Source organism: Agrobacterium sp. LY4, assembly GCF_001526585.1.
Taxonomy (GTDB): domain Bacteria; phylum Pseudomonadota; class Alphaproteobacteria; order Rhizobiales; family Rhizobiaceae; genus Agrobacterium; species Agrobacterium leguminum.
The window spans coordinates 159,354-175,459 of the sequence record NZ_ASYA01000001.1; the positions used below are offsets into that span (position 1 = coordinate 159,354).

Consider the following 16,106-nt stretch of genomic DNA (forward strand, 5'->3'; position numbering starts at 1 on the left):
TCCCTTAGGATGTCTTTTCCATTTCATCGAGCGCGGCCGCCAGACGTTTCTCTTCGCCGTAATAGCGTGCACGATCCCAGAAATTGGGCTTGCTGATGCCGGTCGATACGTGCCTGCCGATCAGCTTGCCATTCGCATCTTCGCCTTCGATTTCGTATCGCATCAGATCCTGAGTGACGATGACATCGCCTTCCATGCCGATCACTTCCGTAATCTGCGTTATCCGGCGCGAGCCGTCACGCAGACGCGCCGCCTGAATGACGACATCAATCGAGCCTGAGATGATTTCACGTACGGTCTTGGCCGGCAGGGTGAAGCCGCCCATGGCGATCATCGATTCGATACGGCTGAGGCATTCGCGTGGCGTATTGGCGTGAAGTGTTCCCATCGAACCGTCGTGACCGGTGTTCATGGCCTGGAGAAGGTCGAAAACTTCCGGTCCGCGCACTTCGCCGACGATGATACGTTCGGGCCGCATGCGAAGGCAGTTCTTGACGAGATCGCGCATGGTGATCTCGCCTTCCCCTTCGATATTGGGCGGACGTGTTTCGAGCCTCACCACATGCGGCTGCTGCAGCTGAAGTTCGGCGGTGTCTTCGCAGGTGATAACGCGTTCATCCCTGTCGATGAAGCTCGTCAGGCAGTTGAGAAGCGTCGTCTTGCCCGAGCCGGTGCCGCCCGAGATGACGACATTGCAGCGGACGCGACCGATGATCTTGAGCAATGTCGCGCCTTCGGGCGTGATCGCTCCAAAACGCACGAGCTGGTCGAGTGTCAGTTTGTCTTTCTTGAATTTTCGGATCGTCAGCGCCGGACCGTCGATGGCAAGCGGCGGAGCGATGACGTTGACGCGCGATCCATCCGGCAGGCGTGCGTCGCATATCGGGCTCGACTCATCCACGCGTCGGCCGACCTGGCTGACGATGCGCTGGCAGATGGAAAGCAACTGCGCATTGTCACGAAAGCGGATATCGGATTCGATGGTCTTGCCGCCGACTTCGATGAAGGTTTGGCCGGAACCGTTGACCATGATATCGGCAATGTCGTCGCGTGCCAGGAGAGGCTCCAGCGGCCCGTAACCAAGAACGTCGTTGCAGATATCTTCGAGCAGCTCTTCCTGCTCGGCGATCGACATGGCGAAATTTTTGATCGTGATGATGTCGTTGACGATATCGCGAATTTCCTCGCGCGCACTTTCCGCGTCGAGCTTGGCGAGCTGCGAAAGGTCGATCGTATCGATAAGTGCGGAAAATACCTGGCTCTTGGTATTGTAGTAATCTTCCGTGCGGGTACGTTTTCTCTGCGCGGGCGGTGCGTTTGCAGTTGCCTGACGCATTGCCGGTGATTGGCCGGGTTCAAGAGTGTCAATTGCAGCAGAACGAGGCTCAGGCGCTGTCGTCACCTGCATGGGCGCAGGTGCAGCAAGATCCGGCTTTGTGCTTCTGGCTGGGCTTTCAGGCCCGCGTTTTCCGAACATCGGCGTTTCCGTCTAAGGACGCAGGCAGAAGGCCTACTTGCGCTTGAGAATATTCTTCAGTTTTTCCAGACCGCCACGCCTGCTTTTGCGCAGCACGGAGCGGCCTGTGATGGTATGGGCGATTTGCGAAAAGGTTTCCGCCGTCTGGGATTTTTCATCCATTTCGCTGATCATACGGCCGCTATTGGCGGCATTTCCGAACAATTGTGCGTCGAACGGAATGATCGCGATCGGCTCGATTTCCAGCGGCTCAAGGAAATCCGCCGGCGCGATTTCCGGACGCTTGGGCATGCCGACCTGATTGAGAACGAGATGCGGCAATTTATCGTTGGGTCTCAGCTTGATCAGTGCGTCGAAGAGGTTCTTCGTATTGCGCAGATTTGCGAGATCGGGAACCGCCGTTATGACCACCTCATCGGCTTCCGAAAGGACTGCCCGCGTCCAGTCGCACCATTGGTGGGGAAGATCGAGAACCGCGACCGGGGCACTGCGCTGCAAAACCTCGAGGATCGGCAGAAAGGCCTGACGATCGAGATCATAGGTCCTGTCGAGAAGAGACGGCGCTGCCAAAAGCGACAGATGATCGGAACATTTCGTCAAGAGACGGTCGAGAAATACCTCGTCCAGTCGCTCCGGCGAAAAGACCGCTTCAGCCATGCCTTGGGCAGGGTCCTGATCGAAATCGATATTCGCCGTTCCATAGGCAAGGTCCATATCCGCCAGAATGGTTTCCGTGGAGAAAAGACTCGAAATGCCGAAGGCGCAATTATGCGCGATGGTGGACGAGCCTACGCCGCCCTTGGCGCCAATGAAGGCGATGTTGCGACCCAGCGGCTCCGCGTCCGGATCGACGAAGATCGCAGCGATCGAAGCCAGGAGATCGGCCATATTGACCGGGGCGACGAGATATTCGGAAATGCCGTTGCGGATGAGATCGCGATAGAGCGTTATATCGTTGTGCCGGCCGACGATGATGACACGGGTGGAAGGATCGCAAACCTCCGCCAAAGGCGCGAGATCGTCCAGCAGCGAGGCAGGTGAGCTTGCTGTCTCGAGAATTATGAGATTGGGCGTGGGCGACGTGGAAAACATCGTGGCTGCCGCATTGATATCACCTTTGGTCACCCGCAGGGTGACCTTGCTCATGCGCCGGTCGCTGGACAATGCGTCCATGACGCCTTGCATATTGTCGCTGACGCAGAAAGCGTGAACGGAAATGCGGGGCAGGGGCCGCAGGTGGTCCATATCCGAAGCGCGCACGGGCGGCTCGGCTTCTGTGCCGCCGCTTGGCTTGATATCGTATTCTACAGCGCTCATCGTATTTCCTGCCGTGACAAATGTTGGATCCGCATCAATCTGTCGTCGTCGTCGAAGTCTTACCGCGATAGGTGTCGATGACGACCGCGCGGCGCTCGGCATCGATCGGGCTCATGCCGCGCGGACCGACCAGATCCATTGGGTTGGCGATCTGCGCTGCGAGATTGCTTTGGGACGCGCACCCGAAATTATACCAGTTCTTGTTGGCGAAGGTATTATCCGAGAGATCCTCGGGCCATTGCCCGCACTGGCCAGTCATGGCGGTAACGGCGACATAGCTCAGGCGGATGGGGGAGGCGTCGCCATTCGGGGATGCGGCATAACGCGTCTCCATGATCTTGCCGGGCGCCACACCAGCACCGGAAAGCGTCGAGCGGATCTGTTTCGCCATTCGCGATGCGGCCGCCGAATTGGCCGATCCCGACGGGGTCTGAATATTGATGATCCCTGTCGACATCGACGCATAATTCTGGGCAAAACCGCGAACATTATCCGCCATCGCTGTGGTCAGCCGGCTGTCGCTGGCCGAGACCGGAATATCCAGCGAATGCTCCGCTTCCGATAGGGTAATCGGGTGGCGTGTGCGATAATCGTCAGGAATGGCGTTGGTGGTCATCGGATCGCGTGCGCAGCCCTGCAACAGGCCGGCGGCAAGCGCGGCAACGACGACGAGGCCGGTCCGTCTTCCGGAAAAGTAGGGGGAAAAGGAGGAATAGGGTTCCTTCATGACGCTTCCTGCCCTGACCGGGCTTGCTTTGAAGAGGGGATTTTGTGTGCATGTCGTCATTTGTAGATGAATCCCACTGATCCCTGATAGGGCGCCGCCTGAACCTGATCCTTGCGGCCATAGACCTTGTTGACGCGGTTCATGAAATACATGGCGGCATCGTTTTCCGGATTGAAGTTATCGTCTGGCCGGGCGATCTGATTGCGGGCAACGGGCCGCACCAGATAGGGCGTTGCGATGATGACCAGTTCGGTTTCGTTGCGGAGGAAGTCCTTGCTGCGGAAAAGCGTGCCGAAAATCGGAATCTTCGACATGCCCGGAAGCCCGGACATGGCCTGACGGACATTGTCCTGAACGAGACCTGCGATCACGATCGATCCCCCCGAGGGAAGCTCGACCGTTGTGGAGGTTTCGCGCTTTCTGACCGACATGTAGGTCGAACCTGGGACCGTGCGGCCCGAATTACCGGTTACAACATTGCCTTCGTAGGTGGGCTCGGAAACATTGGTTTCAATTTTGAGACTTATTCGGCCTGGCGAAAGCACCACGGGCTTGAAGTTTAACGTGATGCCATAATCGACAGTATTGGTCGTGCGCGTAATTGTGGGCCGCCCGGTGTCTTCGTCGATGTCGACTTCCTGTTCTCCGGCAATCCTGAAATCGCCTCCGACGTAGAACTTTGCCTGCTCTCCGGAAATAGCCGTCAGGCTTGGTTCCGCCAATGTACGCATGACGCCCGCCTGCTCCATTGCAGTGAGATAAGAAGCGAATCTGAGAGACCCCGAGCCTATCGCACCACTGGCAATTCTTGACGCGCCATCGATCACATTGCCAAGATTAGACGGATTCGCAAATTCGAAACCATTACCGCTTGTTGAACTGCTGATGGAGCCGTTGAAGCCGAGTTGCTTCAGAACCTGTTGCTCACTTCGGCGACGGTAACCTTCAGTGTTACCTGATCTTCCCCCTCAATCGTCAGCATGTTGACAATTTGCGATACCTGCCGGCGCTCCGCAAAAATCGCTGCATCGCCGCCATTGTCACCGCCTGTCAGAGATATATTACGGGTGGTGGCCTCACCGCCTTTTAGAAAGGCGTCGGCAAGTTGAACGGCGCGTGCGGAGTCCTGCGGTGTCCGCACCGATCCTGTAAGAACGATGTTGTCCGAAACGATTTCTACCTTGATATCAGACTCGGGAATGAACCGGCGAATATTCGCCTCGAGTCCGGCGATGTCCCGCTCTACTTCCAGATCGAGACTGACGATTTCCCGGCCGCCCTCACCAAAAATGAAAATGTTGGTCTGTCCTACCGTTTTACCGAAAAGATAAATACGTCTGGACGTGCGGGTGACGGCATCGGCAAGGCTCGGATCGGCAACGAGAATGTCGTGTGCATCTTCGGGCAGGTCGATGACCAGCGCCTTGTTTAAACCCAGCTTTAAGCGCTTGCGAATGCCTGTGCCGCTTTCGGTAATCCGCACGATGCTTGCGCTTTGCGCCTCCGCTTCGCTGACGCGCAGAAACTTGGGGGAATGTTGGCCGGGAACGCCTGAAAAGGCCAGGCAGAATGCGAGCCCACCCGCTATCGATGAACGCAGGCGTTGGTTGAGACGATTTGTCATGAGCCTTCCGGTCATTGTGATGCTCCTTGACCGCTCTTCACGATCGAGCCGGATTTGATCACCTGAATTTCCGGCTGTCCGGAACCGCCGCTGAGAAGATGGCCAGCCGAAAGCGTATCGTTTTCCTGCGCATCGGCGACGGAGCGCAAAGCAAGCGTGAGACGGTCCGCCATTTGCTGCGCCACCGTTATGATCTTCGCCTGTTCCGGTGTGAGTTCGAGTGTAGCGGTTGCGCCGACCACCGCCGACGTTCCGTCCTCGCCTTCCTTGATCTGCTGATCGATTGCCAGGACACGAACATTGTTCAAAACATTTTCGGTCAGAAAGTTGTTGTTGTCGCCCTTGCGGACCATGATCACATCGACCCGGTCATTCGGCAGAACGAAACCGCCTGCGCCTGTCGAGACGGAAATCTCGGTGGCGACAGCGCGTTTCCCGGCCGGCAAAAGCGAGGACATGATGCGCGTGCTGGAATCGACCACTTTTTCCGGCCGGATCGGTTCACCTTCGAACAGAGGCAGCCGCACGACCGCGCCGGTGAGTTCGGTGATGGCGTCAGGCCTTTTCGCTTCCGTTATGAAACTGTCGACCACATTGCCCTGTGGCCAGGGTGTCCAGCGCACGGAACTGTCGTTCAGGCGGCTACCGACGGGCAGATTGACCGAAGAGACGAGAACGTTGACCGTCGGTTCTTTCTGGATGATCGTTTCTGCTTTTTCGATGACCTGCTTCGCGCCGGAAATCTGCATGGCGACAAGGCCGGCAAGACCGGCGGCCACCAGAGCAACGGAAAGAATGAAGATACGCGACGGTTTCATGCTCGATCCTTGAGGGAATCAGATTCTTCTCCCGTCAGGATGACGCGCGATTGGTATAATTATGGTTAATAGTGTGCTTGGATTTGTAGTTAACAATTCTATAAACGATTGGGATCGAAATCCTGATCTAGTATAGGCTTGTGATCGCCGCTTTTACGAGGGGGCAATTCCCATAGGTCAGAAGCCCCGCTGCAGCGATACCGATACCGTATGGAATCTTCTTTGCAACCATAAGGGAATCAGGGATCGGTATGCCGATGGCTATGATTTCCTGGGACCGTGATCTCAGCAGTAGTATGCCAACTGTCAATGCGCCGCCGATCAGCGTCACCGCAAGTAAAAATTCTATGAGAGAAATGTTGAAGCCGTACCAGACTGCCGCTCCAGTCAACAGTTTTGCGTCTCCTCCACCCATGACATTGGCAGCGAAGAGCACAAAACAGCAGAGAAAAACGGCGAGGCCGCCTGCGAGACTTAAGATAAAAGTCTGCAAATCCATTCCCGACAGGGGCGCAACGAAAGCGAAAGATAGCAAGAGCACGACGGTTATCGAGTTGGGGATCGTCATGCTGAAAAGATCGTTCAAGGCCGCGAAACTGAGGCAGAGCGGGACAATAAGAAAAATCGCTGCGACGATCATGATTACCCTGCCTTAATCTATCCAATTCAGCTGGAAGAATAGCAAATGCAGGTGATTTCCCAATTCTGGGTAAATCACCTGCATTATACTTTTTATCAATCAAACGCCGCCGGTAGAGGCTTTCGAGTTCGTGAACGAGGTGCTGATGAAAGTGAAAGTGTCTTTCAGCTTACCGCCGACTGCCGTTGTACCACCGATAATGCCAACGGAAATAAGTGCAGCAATCAAACCATATTCGATTGCAGTGGCACCGGATTCGTCTTTCAGGAAACGAGCGAAAATCTTGGTCATAGGGTCTCTCCTAACTTGTGTTGGTTCAGCACGCCGACAACTGTTCTCCGTTGTTCGGTTGGGTTCAAACTACAACGGAGCGATTTCCAAGCGCTTAAAAAAAACGATTAACTCAAAGTAAACGGCAGGATGAGTTTCTCTTGGTAAATAAAAACGAAAAGTATTGTCTGCATTTTTATATTTGCTGATAAACAAATATATTCAGACGCTGGCCATTTCTCTCGTCCGGCTAAGTTTCGGTTGAAAGAGGCGCAGCTGTTCAGTTTTGACGCGGGGCGGAGAGACGTGAAAATATCAATACATTACGAATGGTTACCATCCTCATTGCGGATTTTTGCCATTTAACGCTTCATTCACTAAAACCGCGCATTCTGTGGAGCAATAAAGTGCGGGTAGTGAGCAAGGGCCAAACGCGTGTCATTCGGAAAACTGGCGAAAATTGTGGTCGGCTTGTCCGTCTTTATATCGGGTTCGCTGCAGCCCGCTTTTGCTGAGGATGACATATTGCGCGTTTCGATGAATCACGCCCGTGTCCTTCGTCTCGACCGTGCCGTCAGCAAGGTTATCGTCGGCAACTCCAAAGTCGCCGATGCCACGGTTGCCGATGCCACCACGATTGTTCTGACAGGTCGCAGTTTCGGCACGACCAATCTCGTGCTTCTGGATGCCGATGGCAATCCAATCGTGGATGAACGCATTCTCGTCTCCATCGACGAGGGCAATACGGTGCGTGTTTTCCGCCAGACGGAGCGAACCGTTCTGTCCTGTACGCCGAATTGCGAACAGCATTCGCAAAATAGTGGCGACAAAGACGCTCAGCCATAACAGGCAAGGTCGATCATATTTCAGACAGGACAACAGGCCTTCCGACAAAAAAGGAAGCGGCCTGTTCGTAGCTTTTATGTAAGTGGAAAAGACGAAAAAGCAACACGCTTCCCGGCGTTTACCGGTCGGCTATATGTTGCTGTTTTTTCGGCTAAGTTCTTGATCTGGCTAAGATCAAAAATGGAATGGTGCCCAGAAGAGGACTCGAACCTCCACACCCTTGCGAGTACCAGCACCTGAAGCTGGCGCGTCTACCAATTCCGCCATCTGGGCGACGGAGAGCGATGTACGAGGGCAGCCGCCCGGTGTCAACAGACTTTTTGAACTTTTATGACGATCATTGATTTTAAAGGGAAAAAACTTGGTTGGGGCTGTTGAAACATGTCGCCGGATCAGGTGTCGAGCCCTTCATGCTTCGTTCTGTCCACATGGCCGAGGTCGCGCTGCGGGTCGATGATGTCACGGATTCTCTGCTTGAGTTCTTTGGGGCCAGGAAAACCGCCATCGCGTTTGCGTTCCCATATGGTCGTGCCGTCCACGGTGATCTCGAACAGACCGCCGGTTGAGGGAACGAGGCTGACTTCGCCGACATCGGAAGCGAAGGTCTGCAGGATTTCCTGCGCCATCCAGCCTGCCCGAAGCAGCCAGTTGCATTGCGTGCAATAGCGGATGGTTATGCGGGGTTTGGTCTCGGTCATCCTCACGTCTCCTTCACTGCCTGACGGCAATAATGTTCACGATAATGTCAACTATAATACTCATGTTTTTACCGGGCGTACGCTTGTTCTTATCATGCGGCTTTGCGAACAGAGAAGCTGTCGAAGGCTGAAACGTGGAGATCCTATGGCCCAGTTCGAGAATAATCGTCAGCGTCTTTTCGTTCCGGCGTTCGCACCGCTTTACAATGCGACACACGATCTGGTGGAGACGATCCTGCGCGTTACGGCCGGGCTTCTCCTCGTCACCCATGGGTTCGGCAAGATCGTCAATCCTTTCGGCGCGGTCGGCATGGTGGAGAGCCTCGGTTTTTATCCCGGCGTCTTCTGGTCGCCGCTGCTTGCTGCCACAGAATTTTTCGGCGGCATTCTGGTCGCCATCGGCCTGTTCACACGGCCGGCATCTTTCGCGGCCATGATCGTTCTTTTGGTAACGGTTTATTTTCACGGCATCGTAAAGGCGGAAGGTCTGGGCGGCGCGGAAAAATCGATCCTTTGGGCCACGATTTTCCTGTTCTTTGCCGTTCGTGGTGGCAACCGGCATTCCGCAGACGCAAAGCTGGCGCGTGAATTCTAAGGCGCATCAGGTCAGGTCATCCGTTTGTCGTCGCACTGACGACGCCGCGGCTCTTGAAAATCGATTTTTCTCGTGGTGAAGCTGGATTCGATCGGCACTCTTGGCCGGTTGAATCCATTGTCGTCTCCACGAGGTTTTATGCGCGTCGCAATCATAGAAAACATGGCGGGTACGCCGCATGGGCAACTCGGCGTAGCGCTGGAAGAAGCGGCGGCGGAAATCCATGTGATCCGCGCCTATGCGGGTGAGCCTCTCCCAAGGGATGCCGCCGACCATGATGCGCTTGTCGTTCTGGGCGGCGAACAGAACGCGCTTGACGATGCGCTTTATCCCTATCTGGCCGATCTCGCCCTTCTCATGAAAGCCTTTGGCGATGCTGGTAAAGCGGTCATGGGTGTGTGCCTCGGCAGCCAGTTGCTGGCGCGCGCCTATGGCGGAGAGAATATTCTCTCGGGGCCGCCGGAATTCGGCTGGCAGGATGTCTCCCTGACGGAAGAGGGCGTGTCCGATCCGCTATTGGCCGGGCTGGAAAAGACCTTCCCGATTTTTCAGTGGCATTGCGATACATTTACGCTTCCGCCGGACGCCACGCGGCTTGCGACCAATGGCGCGACACGAAATCAGGCCTTTCGCATCGGCCGTGCGGTCTATGGCACGCAATTCCATTTCGAGGCCTCTACCGCCGTGGTTGACGGCTGGTGTCAGGCGTTTCCTGCTTCCGTCGAAAGAATGTCGCCGGGCTGGCTGGAGAATTATTGTGACCACCGTGGCTTGCGCGCAGAAATGGCCGATGCAGCCGGGCTGGAGATCGCTCGAGCCTGGGTACGGCTCATTCAGATCGCCGATTTTCCGTTGCGAAAGTGATCGAGGCCGAACAGAGTTGCGGCTGATGGACTACCGCGCGAAAGGAGGCGCAAAGATCATGTACAAATTCGAAATCTATCAGGACAAGGCCGGCGAATATCGTTTCCGCTTCAAGGCATCCAACGGGGAAACAATGTTCTCGTCGGAAGGATACCAGGCGAAGGCTTCGGCCATCCATGCGATCGAATCGATCAAGAGAAACTCCCCCGGCGCCGACACTGTCGATCTGACCGCCATGACGGCCTGAGCCGCGCCGCCGCGCGAGAACTCGAACCGTTTCGCCTGCCAGAAATGACGAGCGCATCGGCGGGTGCCGACGTAAAGATAAGATTCAGTCTTTTTTGATAATCTTCCGTTAGCATTTGTATTTCGAGGTCTCCGGGCGGCATCAGAGTGCCCCCGATTTGTTTTGCGTACGGGTTCTCATGCGTTCATCGGCTGTGCCAGCACTTTTCTTCGGTTGCTTCCTGCTTGGAGGCTGCACGTCCAGTTCCGGGCCGGAAAGCCTGATGGCCGGCTTGCCCTCGAAGGAAACGACGAGTTCGGTTACGCCATCCGCACCGGTGCCGCAGGCAGGCGTCGGTACCCAGGCCATCGCCGCTCAACCACGGCAGGAAGTTTTGGCATGGGGCGGGCCGGTGCCTGACGAACCCAAGGCCTTTTCCGCTGTCACCCCCAGGGCGTCGTTAACGCAGAATGCACCTGAAATCCGTTTGCCGGTTCCGTCACAGGCGGCGGGAATGGTGCGGCCGGCGGAGCGCCCCACGATCAACCAGATGGAGCGTCCGGTACAGTTGGCTATGGCTGCGGCCCCGGCGGCGAGCGCCGGTGCACAGATACGCTCCCGCATTTTCCGCTCCAGCTTCAGCGATGCGAAGCCGATCAATTTCGGCAGGGTCCAGCCGCGTCATTTTCAGGTCCATGGCGTGGATGTGTCCCGCTGGCAGGCCAATATAAATTGGCCGCAGCTGCGCACGCGCGGCGCAAATTTCGCCTTCATCAAGGCGACGGATGGCGGCGATCATCTCGATCCGATGTTCCGCACCAACTGGCAGCGTGCGAAGGAGGCGGGCATTCGCCGCGGCGCTTACCACTTCTTCTACTGGTGCCGCAACGCCAGCGAACAGGCGGACTGGTTCATTCGTAATGTACCGCGCGACCCGGACGCCCTGCCGCCGGTTATCGACGTGGAATATAACGGCGAATCGAGTTGCAAGATGCGCCATTCCCGTGAACGCGTTCTGGAAAAGATGCGCGTCTTCATGGACAAGCTAGAGCGCCATTACGGCCAGCGGCCGATCATTTATACGGCGCCCGATTTTTACAAGGACAACCTCCAGGGCGAATTCCAGGATTATCCCTTCTGGCTGCGCGCCGTCGCCCAGCATCCGTCAGTGGTTTATCCCGGCCGCAAGTGGCTGTTCTGGCAATATTCCGGTTCCGGCCTGTCACATGGCGTCGATGGCCGCATCGATCTCAATGTCTTCAACGGCAGTGAGGATGCATGGCATCGCTGGGTGGACCGCCGTTCGAGCTGACGATGGCGGCCGTCAGCGCGCGAATTTTCGCGCGCCTGCAACACAAAGCACCACCACAAGCGTAACGGCGATCATGGCCGGGCTCACCTCCTCATGCAGCAGGGTTGCGGCAAGCGCGAGCCCGAAGAAGGGCTGAAGCAATTGCAGCTGGCCGACGGCTGCGATGCCGCCAAGCGCCAGCCCGCGATACCAGAATATGAAGCCGATCAGCATGCTAAACAGCGAGACATAGGCAAGGCCAGCCCAGGCCTGCGGGTCGATGCCGGCAAGCGTTTCCGGCCCGGTGAAGAAAGCAAGCGGCAGCATTACCGGCAGGGAAAGAACCAGCGCCCAGGAAATGACCTGCCAGCCGCCCAGCTTACGGGAAAGGGCAGCACCCTCCGCATAGCCGAGCCCGCAGACGATGATTGCGCCGAGCATCAGAAGATCGCCGGCCAGTGAGGCCTCGATCCCGGCGGCAAACGAATTCGACAGCGAAAACCCTGCAACAAGCGCGCTTCCAAGACAGGAAAAGAACCAGAACACCGGGCGTGGGCGTTCTCCGCCGCGCAGCACGGCGAAGATTGCTGTCGCGAGCGGCAAGAGCCCCACGAAAACGATGGAATGCGCCGAGGTGACATGCCGCAGGGCGAGCGCGGTCAATAACGGGAAGCCCACCACGACACCGAGCGAGACGATGAAAAGCGATGTCAGATCATCGCGCGCCGGGCGCCTTTGCCTGAACAGAAACAGCAGTGCCATCGCCAGCAGGCCGGCAATGCTGGCGCGGGCGACAGTCAGGAACACCGGATCGAAACCCGTTACCGCAATGCGTGTCGCGGGCAGCGAACCGCTGAATATCACCACGCCTGTCAGGCCGCTCAGCCAGCCGCTCGTCGTCTTGTCCATTGTCAACTCCTGCGTTTTGCCTTTCTTGATCCCGAATGGCTGGCAGGAACAGCGACAATCATATACAATTTCAACAAACTGTTATGGTATCACAAGCGGTACAGTTGGAGGAAAGTTTGGACGGACAAGTCGCTGCGGGCACGCGCATAGAAAAGGTGATGGCAAGTGTGCGACAACGCATCGCCTCGCGCAGCCTCGTGCCGGGCGCGCGCCTGCCGTCGGTCAGGGCGCTGGCGAAGACCATGCAGGTTTCCACCTCCACCATTGTCGAGGCTTATGACCGGCTCGTGGCGGATGGTACGATAAGCTCGCGCCCCGGCTCCGGTTTTTTTGTTTCGGGCCCGCTTGCGCCCCTGTCGCTCGCCCATATCGAGCCGCAGCTTGATAGGGCGGTGGATCCTTTATGGGTCTCGCGGCAGGCGCTGGATGAAGGTTCCGTTCTCGCCAAACCCGGTTGCGGCTGGCTTCCCGCATCGTGGATGCCGCAGGAGGCGTTGAGGCGGGCGACGCGCGGGCTTGCCCGCGCCGACGCCGCCCTGCTGACGGATTATGGCAACCCGATGGGGCTGCTGCCGCTGCGGCAGCTGCTGTCGCGCCGGCTGGCCGAACACGGGGTGCAGGTGGGCGCCAGCCAGATCATGCTCACCGATTCCGGCACGCAGGCGATCGATCTTCTGTGCCGTTTCCTGCTGCAGCCGGGGGATACGGTTATTGTCGATGACCCCTGTTATTTCAATTTCCACGCTCTGTTGCGGGCGCATCGGGTGAAGATCGTCGGTGTTCCCTATACGCCGACCGGACCGGATCTGGCACTCTTCGAGCAGGCGCTGAAAGACCATCAGCCCCGGCTTTATATCACCAATTCCGCAATCCATAATCCGACAGGTGCAAGGCTTTCCGCCGTTTCCGCCCATCGCCTGCTGATGCTCGCCGAGCAGGTGGGGCTGACCATCATCGAGGATGATATTTTTGCCGATTTCGAAACCCAGGCCGCGCCCCGGCTGGCGGCCTTCGATGGTCTGAACCGCGTTGTCCAGATAGGCAGTTTTTCAAAAACACTGTCGGCCTCCGTGCGGTGCGGTTTCATTGCAGCACCCGCCGCATGGGTGGAGGCCCTGACCGATCTCAAGATCGCCACCACTTTTGGCGGAACGCATTTTTCGGCGGCGCTGATCCTCTCGCTCTTGACCGATGGCAGTTACCGCAAGCATGTCGAGGCGCTGAGGCAACGTCTTGCGGCAACGATGCCGGAGGTGGCGGCGCGTCTGAGGTCGGCCGGATGTGTGCCGTGGATCGAACCGCAGGCGGGCATGTTTTTATGGTGCCGCCTGCCGGACGGGGTTGATGCCGCCGATGTGGCGCGCCGCGCGCTTTCGCGGCAGGTGGTGCTGGCCCCCGGCAATGTGTTCAGTTCCTCGCAGAACGCCTCCGGTTTCATGCGTTTCAATGTGTCGCAAATGGCAGGTCCGCAGGTCATGACGGTGCTGGCGGAGGCGCTTCAGCAAGTGCCCGAACCTTGTCGGTTGTAAGCGTTCTGGAAGGAATCGGAACAAAATCCCGTGAACGTCGTTTTCTCCGCAGAATGAAGAGGAGGAAACACCATGACATTCGATCCCAACAACCCGCGTCCGGACCGCGATCTTCGTCCGGAAGTGAATATCAGCAATGAACCGCGTGCCCGCACGTCGTCGTCCTGGGTGCCGTGGTTGGCGATCATCGTCGTCGTATTGGTGGGCGTTTTCGCCTGGTCGCAGATGAGCGGCCCCACCACCGATCCGGCCACGACATCCTCCACCACGCCGCCTGCGGCAACGGATCAGGCACCGGCGCCCATGGCTCCGACCGCTCCGGCAACACCGCCTGCGAACAACACCGCACCGGCAAGCCCGAATACGGGCGGCACGCAGACCCAGCCGTAACGGGCCTACTGATATGATAAAACCGCCTGCCTCCGGGCAGGCGGTTTTTCTTTGCGAGAGGAGGACGGTTGCCCGCCCCTTAAAGCTGCTCCATCGCGGAAGGGTGGTTGGAAACCCTGGACCAGCGGCTGATGGACTCCTGTGCCAGTTGCGAAAGGGCAATGCTTCCGAAACGGGACAGCAGAATGTTTTCCGCCTCTTTCATGGCGTCGAAAAGTGCTGCATTGACGGCCTGTTCGATGACGCAGTTCGGGTTGTCGCCCGCCAGCCCGATTGAGAATAGCTCCGGCGCGCCAAGCGCCCGGTAAATATCGAGCAGCGTGATTTCGCTGAGCGGCCGCGCCAGCACCCACCCGCCGCCATGGCCTTTTTCCGACGAGACATAACCATGCTCGCGCAAGCCGGCCATTGTCCTGCGCACCACCACCGGATTGGTCTGAAGCATCGCCGCGATGCTCTCGGATGTCGCCGCACCCTTATGATTTTCCATATGGATCAGAATATGCAGCACCCGTGAAAGGCGCGTGTCGTGTCTCATTGTCCAAACCCGTCTGTTTACACTGAAGCTATCACTTTCGGGGTGACGTAACAATATAAGTTGCGTGACTATTGACTCCGAAAATCACGTAACAATATAAGTATCGTGAAATGAACGGGCACTTCCGCCTCTTTCCTGAAACGATGGGTGCATCATGAAATTCGACGTCATCATTATCGGCGGCAGCTATGCCGGCCTCTCGGCCGCCCTGCAGCTTGGACGCGCCAGAAAAAACATTCTGGTGGTGGATGCCGGTGAACGGAGAAACCGTTTCGCCAGCCATTCCCACGGTTTTCTCGGCCAGGATGGCAAGGCGCCGGGTGAAATTATCGCCGAGGCGCGCCGCCAGATCGAACGTTACCCGACCATAGATTGGGCTGAGGGCAGGGTGACCGATGCCGAAGGCTCCTTCGGCGATTTTGTAGTCGAGATCGATGGCAAACGCCGTGAGACAGCGGACCGGCTGATCCTCGCCATGGGGGTCACCGATGAATTGCCTGCTATTGCCGGGCTGAAAGAGCGTTGGGGCTCTTCGGTCTTCCATTGCCCCTATTGCCATGGTTACGAGCTCAATCAGGAAAAGATCGGCGTCATCGCGGCTTCACCTTTGGCCATTCACCACGCATTGATGCTGCCCGACTGGGGCGAGACGACCTTTTTCACCAATGGCGTATTCGAGCCGGATGGGGATCAGCAGGCATTGTTGTCGGACCGGGGCGTGCGGGTGGAAACAACCCGCATCCGGGAAATTACGGGGCATGCGGATGTTGTTCTGGCGGATGGACGCAGCATCGCATTGGCTGGCCTTTTCACCCAGCCGAAATTGGGTATCGCCTCGAACTGGCTGGAAAAACTTGGCTGCGCCGTGGAGGAGGGGCCGATGGGATCGACCATCGTGACAGATCCCATGAAACAGACCACCGCCCGCGGCATCTTCGCCTGCGGTGATGTGGCAAGGCCCGCCGGCTCGGTCGCCCTTTCGGTGGGAGACGGCGCCATGGCGGGTGCTGCGGCTCACCGGTCGATCCTGTTTCCGGAGATATGAGAATAAAAGGAATTGATAAAACTGGTGGCCTTGGGAGGCCACCAGCACCAGTAAAAAGATCAATCAGCCCTCGGGCGGAAACGGATCATTGCCATAGGAGTTACGCTCGCGGATGCGACCGTTCTCTCCGTGAACCAGCATTTCCGTTGCCTGATTTTGTGCGATTCCGCGGGCAATATCGATTGCTTCACGTTGGGTTTCCACCACCCTCGTTGCCCGTTCTGCGCCGGCACCTTTTACGGCCCAGCCATCGGGATGAGGAACAACGTGCTGATTGCGTTTATTCGTCATGTTCAGAACCT

The 16,106-nt window shown here is 57.3% G+C and carries 18 protein-coding genes, 1 tRNA gene and 1 pseudogene; 8 read left to right on the forward strand and 12 right to left on the reverse strand.

What is annotated here, in order from left to right:
• Positions 1-4: 4 nt before the first annotated feature.
• From L904_RS00755 to L904_RS00785, 7 genes and pseudogenes are all read right to left on the reverse strand, one after another.
• Entirely contained in the window at positions 5-1,477 is a 1,473-nt protein-coding gene (locus L904_RS00755) for a CpaF family protein (RefSeq protein WP_020810202.1), read from the reverse strand.
• A 33-nt stretch (positions 1,478-1,510) separates the two neighbouring features.
• Positions 1,511-2,794 carry a CpaE family protein gene (locus L904_RS00760; protein WP_020810203.1) on the reverse strand — a complete coding sequence of 428 codons (1,284 nt, stop codon included), beginning with the start codon at positions 2,792-2,794 and terminating at the stop codon, positions 1,511-1,513.
• Positions 2,795-2,828: 34 nt separating this feature from the next.
• A complete protein-coding gene (locus L904_RS00765) occupies positions 2,829-3,521 on the reverse strand; it encodes a CpaD family pilus assembly protein (RefSeq protein ID WP_031233863.1) in 693 nt (230 codons plus the stop codon).
• Between the two features lie 56 nt (positions 3,522-3,577).
• Positions 3,578-5,160, reverse strand: a pseudogene (locus tag L904_RS00770) (type II and III secretion system protein family protein).
• The gene (gene cpaB / locus L904_RS00775; protein WP_020810206.1) at positions 5,157-5,963 is read right to left on the reverse strand and encodes a Flp pilus assembly protein CpaB; all 807 of its coding nucleotides are present in this window, start codon (positions 5,961-5,963) and stop codon (positions 5,157-5,159) included. The pseudogene L904_RS00770 and the gene cpaB overlap by 4 nt, the downstream one beginning before the upstream one ends.
• Before the next feature lie 127 nt (positions 5,964-6,090).
• Positions 6,091-6,603, reverse strand: coding sequence for a prepilin peptidase (locus L904_RS00780; RefSeq protein WP_020810207.1), 513 nt, complete (start codon positions 6,601-6,603; stop codon positions 6,091-6,093).
• Positions 6,604-6,702: 99 nt separating this feature from the next.
• The gene (locus L904_RS00785) at positions 6,703-6,894 is read right to left on the reverse strand and encodes a Flp family type IVb pilin (RefSeq protein ID WP_003524475.1); all 192 of its coding nucleotides are present in this window, start codon (positions 6,892-6,894) and stop codon (positions 6,703-6,705) included.
• Positions 6,895-7,335: 441 nt separating this feature from the next.
• On the opposite strand from L904_RS00785, the gene L904_RS00790 reads away from it, so the two are divergent.
• A complete protein-coding gene (locus L904_RS00790) occupies positions 7,336-7,719 on the forward strand; it encodes a pilus assembly protein N-terminal domain-containing protein (RefSeq protein ID WP_031233864.1) in 384 nt (127 codons plus the stop codon).
• A gap of 186 nt (positions 7,720-7,905) precedes the next feature.
• On the opposite strand, the gene L904_RS00795 is transcribed toward L904_RS00790, so the two are convergent.
• Together L904_RS00795 and L904_RS00800 are read right to left on the reverse strand one after the other, a co-directional pair.
• Positions 7,906-7,992, reverse strand: a tRNA-Leu gene (locus L904_RS00795).
• 119 nt (positions 7,993-8,111) lie between these two features.
• Positions 8,112-8,417, reverse strand: a complete 306-nt coding sequence (locus L904_RS00800) for a SelT/SelW/SelH family protein (RefSeq protein ID WP_020808445.1) — start codon at positions 8,415-8,417, stop codon at positions 8,112-8,114.
• A gap of 145 nt (positions 8,418-8,562) precedes the next feature.
• Between L904_RS00800 and L904_RS00805 the strand changes: the two genes are divergently transcribed.
• From L904_RS00805 to L904_RS00820, 4 genes are all read left to right on the forward strand, one after another.
• Positions 8,563-9,012, forward strand: coding sequence for a DoxX family protein (locus tag L904_RS00805; RefSeq protein ID WP_020808446.1), 450 nt, complete (start codon positions 8,563-8,565; stop codon positions 9,010-9,012).
• Between the two features lie 138 nt (positions 9,013-9,150).
• Positions 9,151-9,876, forward strand: coding sequence for a type 1 glutamine amidotransferase (locus L904_RS00810; RefSeq protein WP_020808447.1), 726 nt, complete (start codon positions 9,151-9,153; stop codon positions 9,874-9,876).
• A gap of 58 nt (positions 9,877-9,934) precedes the next feature.
• Positions 9,935-10,123, forward strand: coding sequence for a YegP family protein (locus tag L904_RS00815; RefSeq protein ID WP_003507411.1), 189 nt, complete (start codon positions 9,935-9,937; stop codon positions 10,121-10,123).
• A 178-nt stretch (positions 10,124-10,301) separates the two neighbouring features.
• Positions 10,302-11,414, forward strand: a complete 1,113-nt coding sequence (locus tag L904_RS00820; RefSeq protein WP_035240397.1) for a GH25 family lysozyme — start codon at positions 10,302-10,304, stop codon at positions 11,412-11,414.
• A gap of 12 nt (positions 11,415-11,426) precedes the next feature.
• Here L904_RS00820 and L904_RS00825 read toward each other — a convergent pair whose 3' ends face one another.
• Positions 11,427-12,302, reverse strand: a complete 876-nt coding sequence (locus L904_RS00825) for a DMT family transporter (protein WP_020808450.1) — start codon at positions 12,300-12,302, stop codon at positions 11,427-11,429.
• A 116-nt stretch (positions 12,303-12,418) separates the two neighbouring features.
• On the opposite strand from L904_RS00825, the gene L904_RS00830 reads away from it, so the two are divergent.
• Together L904_RS00830 and L904_RS00835 are read left to right on the forward strand one after the other, a co-directional pair.
• A complete protein-coding gene (locus L904_RS00830; RefSeq protein WP_020808451.1) occupies positions 12,419-13,831 on the forward strand; it encodes a PLP-dependent aminotransferase family protein in 1,413 nt (470 codons plus the stop codon).
• Positions 13,832-13,903: 72 nt separating this feature from the next.
• The gene (locus L904_RS00835) at positions 13,904-14,221 is read left to right on the forward strand and encodes a hypothetical protein (protein WP_003524488.1); all 318 of its coding nucleotides are present in this window, start codon (positions 13,904-13,906) and stop codon (positions 14,219-14,221) included.
• Between the two features lie 79 nt (positions 14,222-14,300).
• On the opposite strand, the gene L904_RS00840 is transcribed toward L904_RS00835, so the two are convergent.
• The gene (locus L904_RS00840; protein ID WP_020808452.1) at positions 14,301-14,759 is read right to left on the reverse strand and encodes an Rrf2 family transcriptional regulator; all 459 of its coding nucleotides are present in this window, start codon (positions 14,757-14,759) and stop codon (positions 14,301-14,303) included.
• A 154-nt stretch (positions 14,760-14,913) separates the two neighbouring features.
• On the opposite strand from L904_RS00840, the gene L904_RS00845 reads away from it, so the two are divergent.
• On the forward strand, positions 14,914-15,804 hold the full coding sequence (locus L904_RS00845) for an NAD(P)/FAD-dependent oxidoreductase (protein ID WP_020808453.1): 891 nt from the start codon (positions 14,914-14,916) through the stop codon (positions 15,802-15,804).
• 63 nt (positions 15,805-15,867) lie between these two features.
• Here the strand turns inward: L904_RS00845 and L904_RS00850 are convergent, their stop codons facing one another.
• Positions 15,868-16,095, reverse strand: a complete 228-nt coding sequence (locus L904_RS00850; RefSeq protein ID WP_020808454.1) for a DUF2188 domain-containing protein — start codon at positions 16,093-16,095, stop codon at positions 15,868-15,870.
• Between the last annotated feature and the right edge of the window lie 11 nt (positions 16,096-16,106).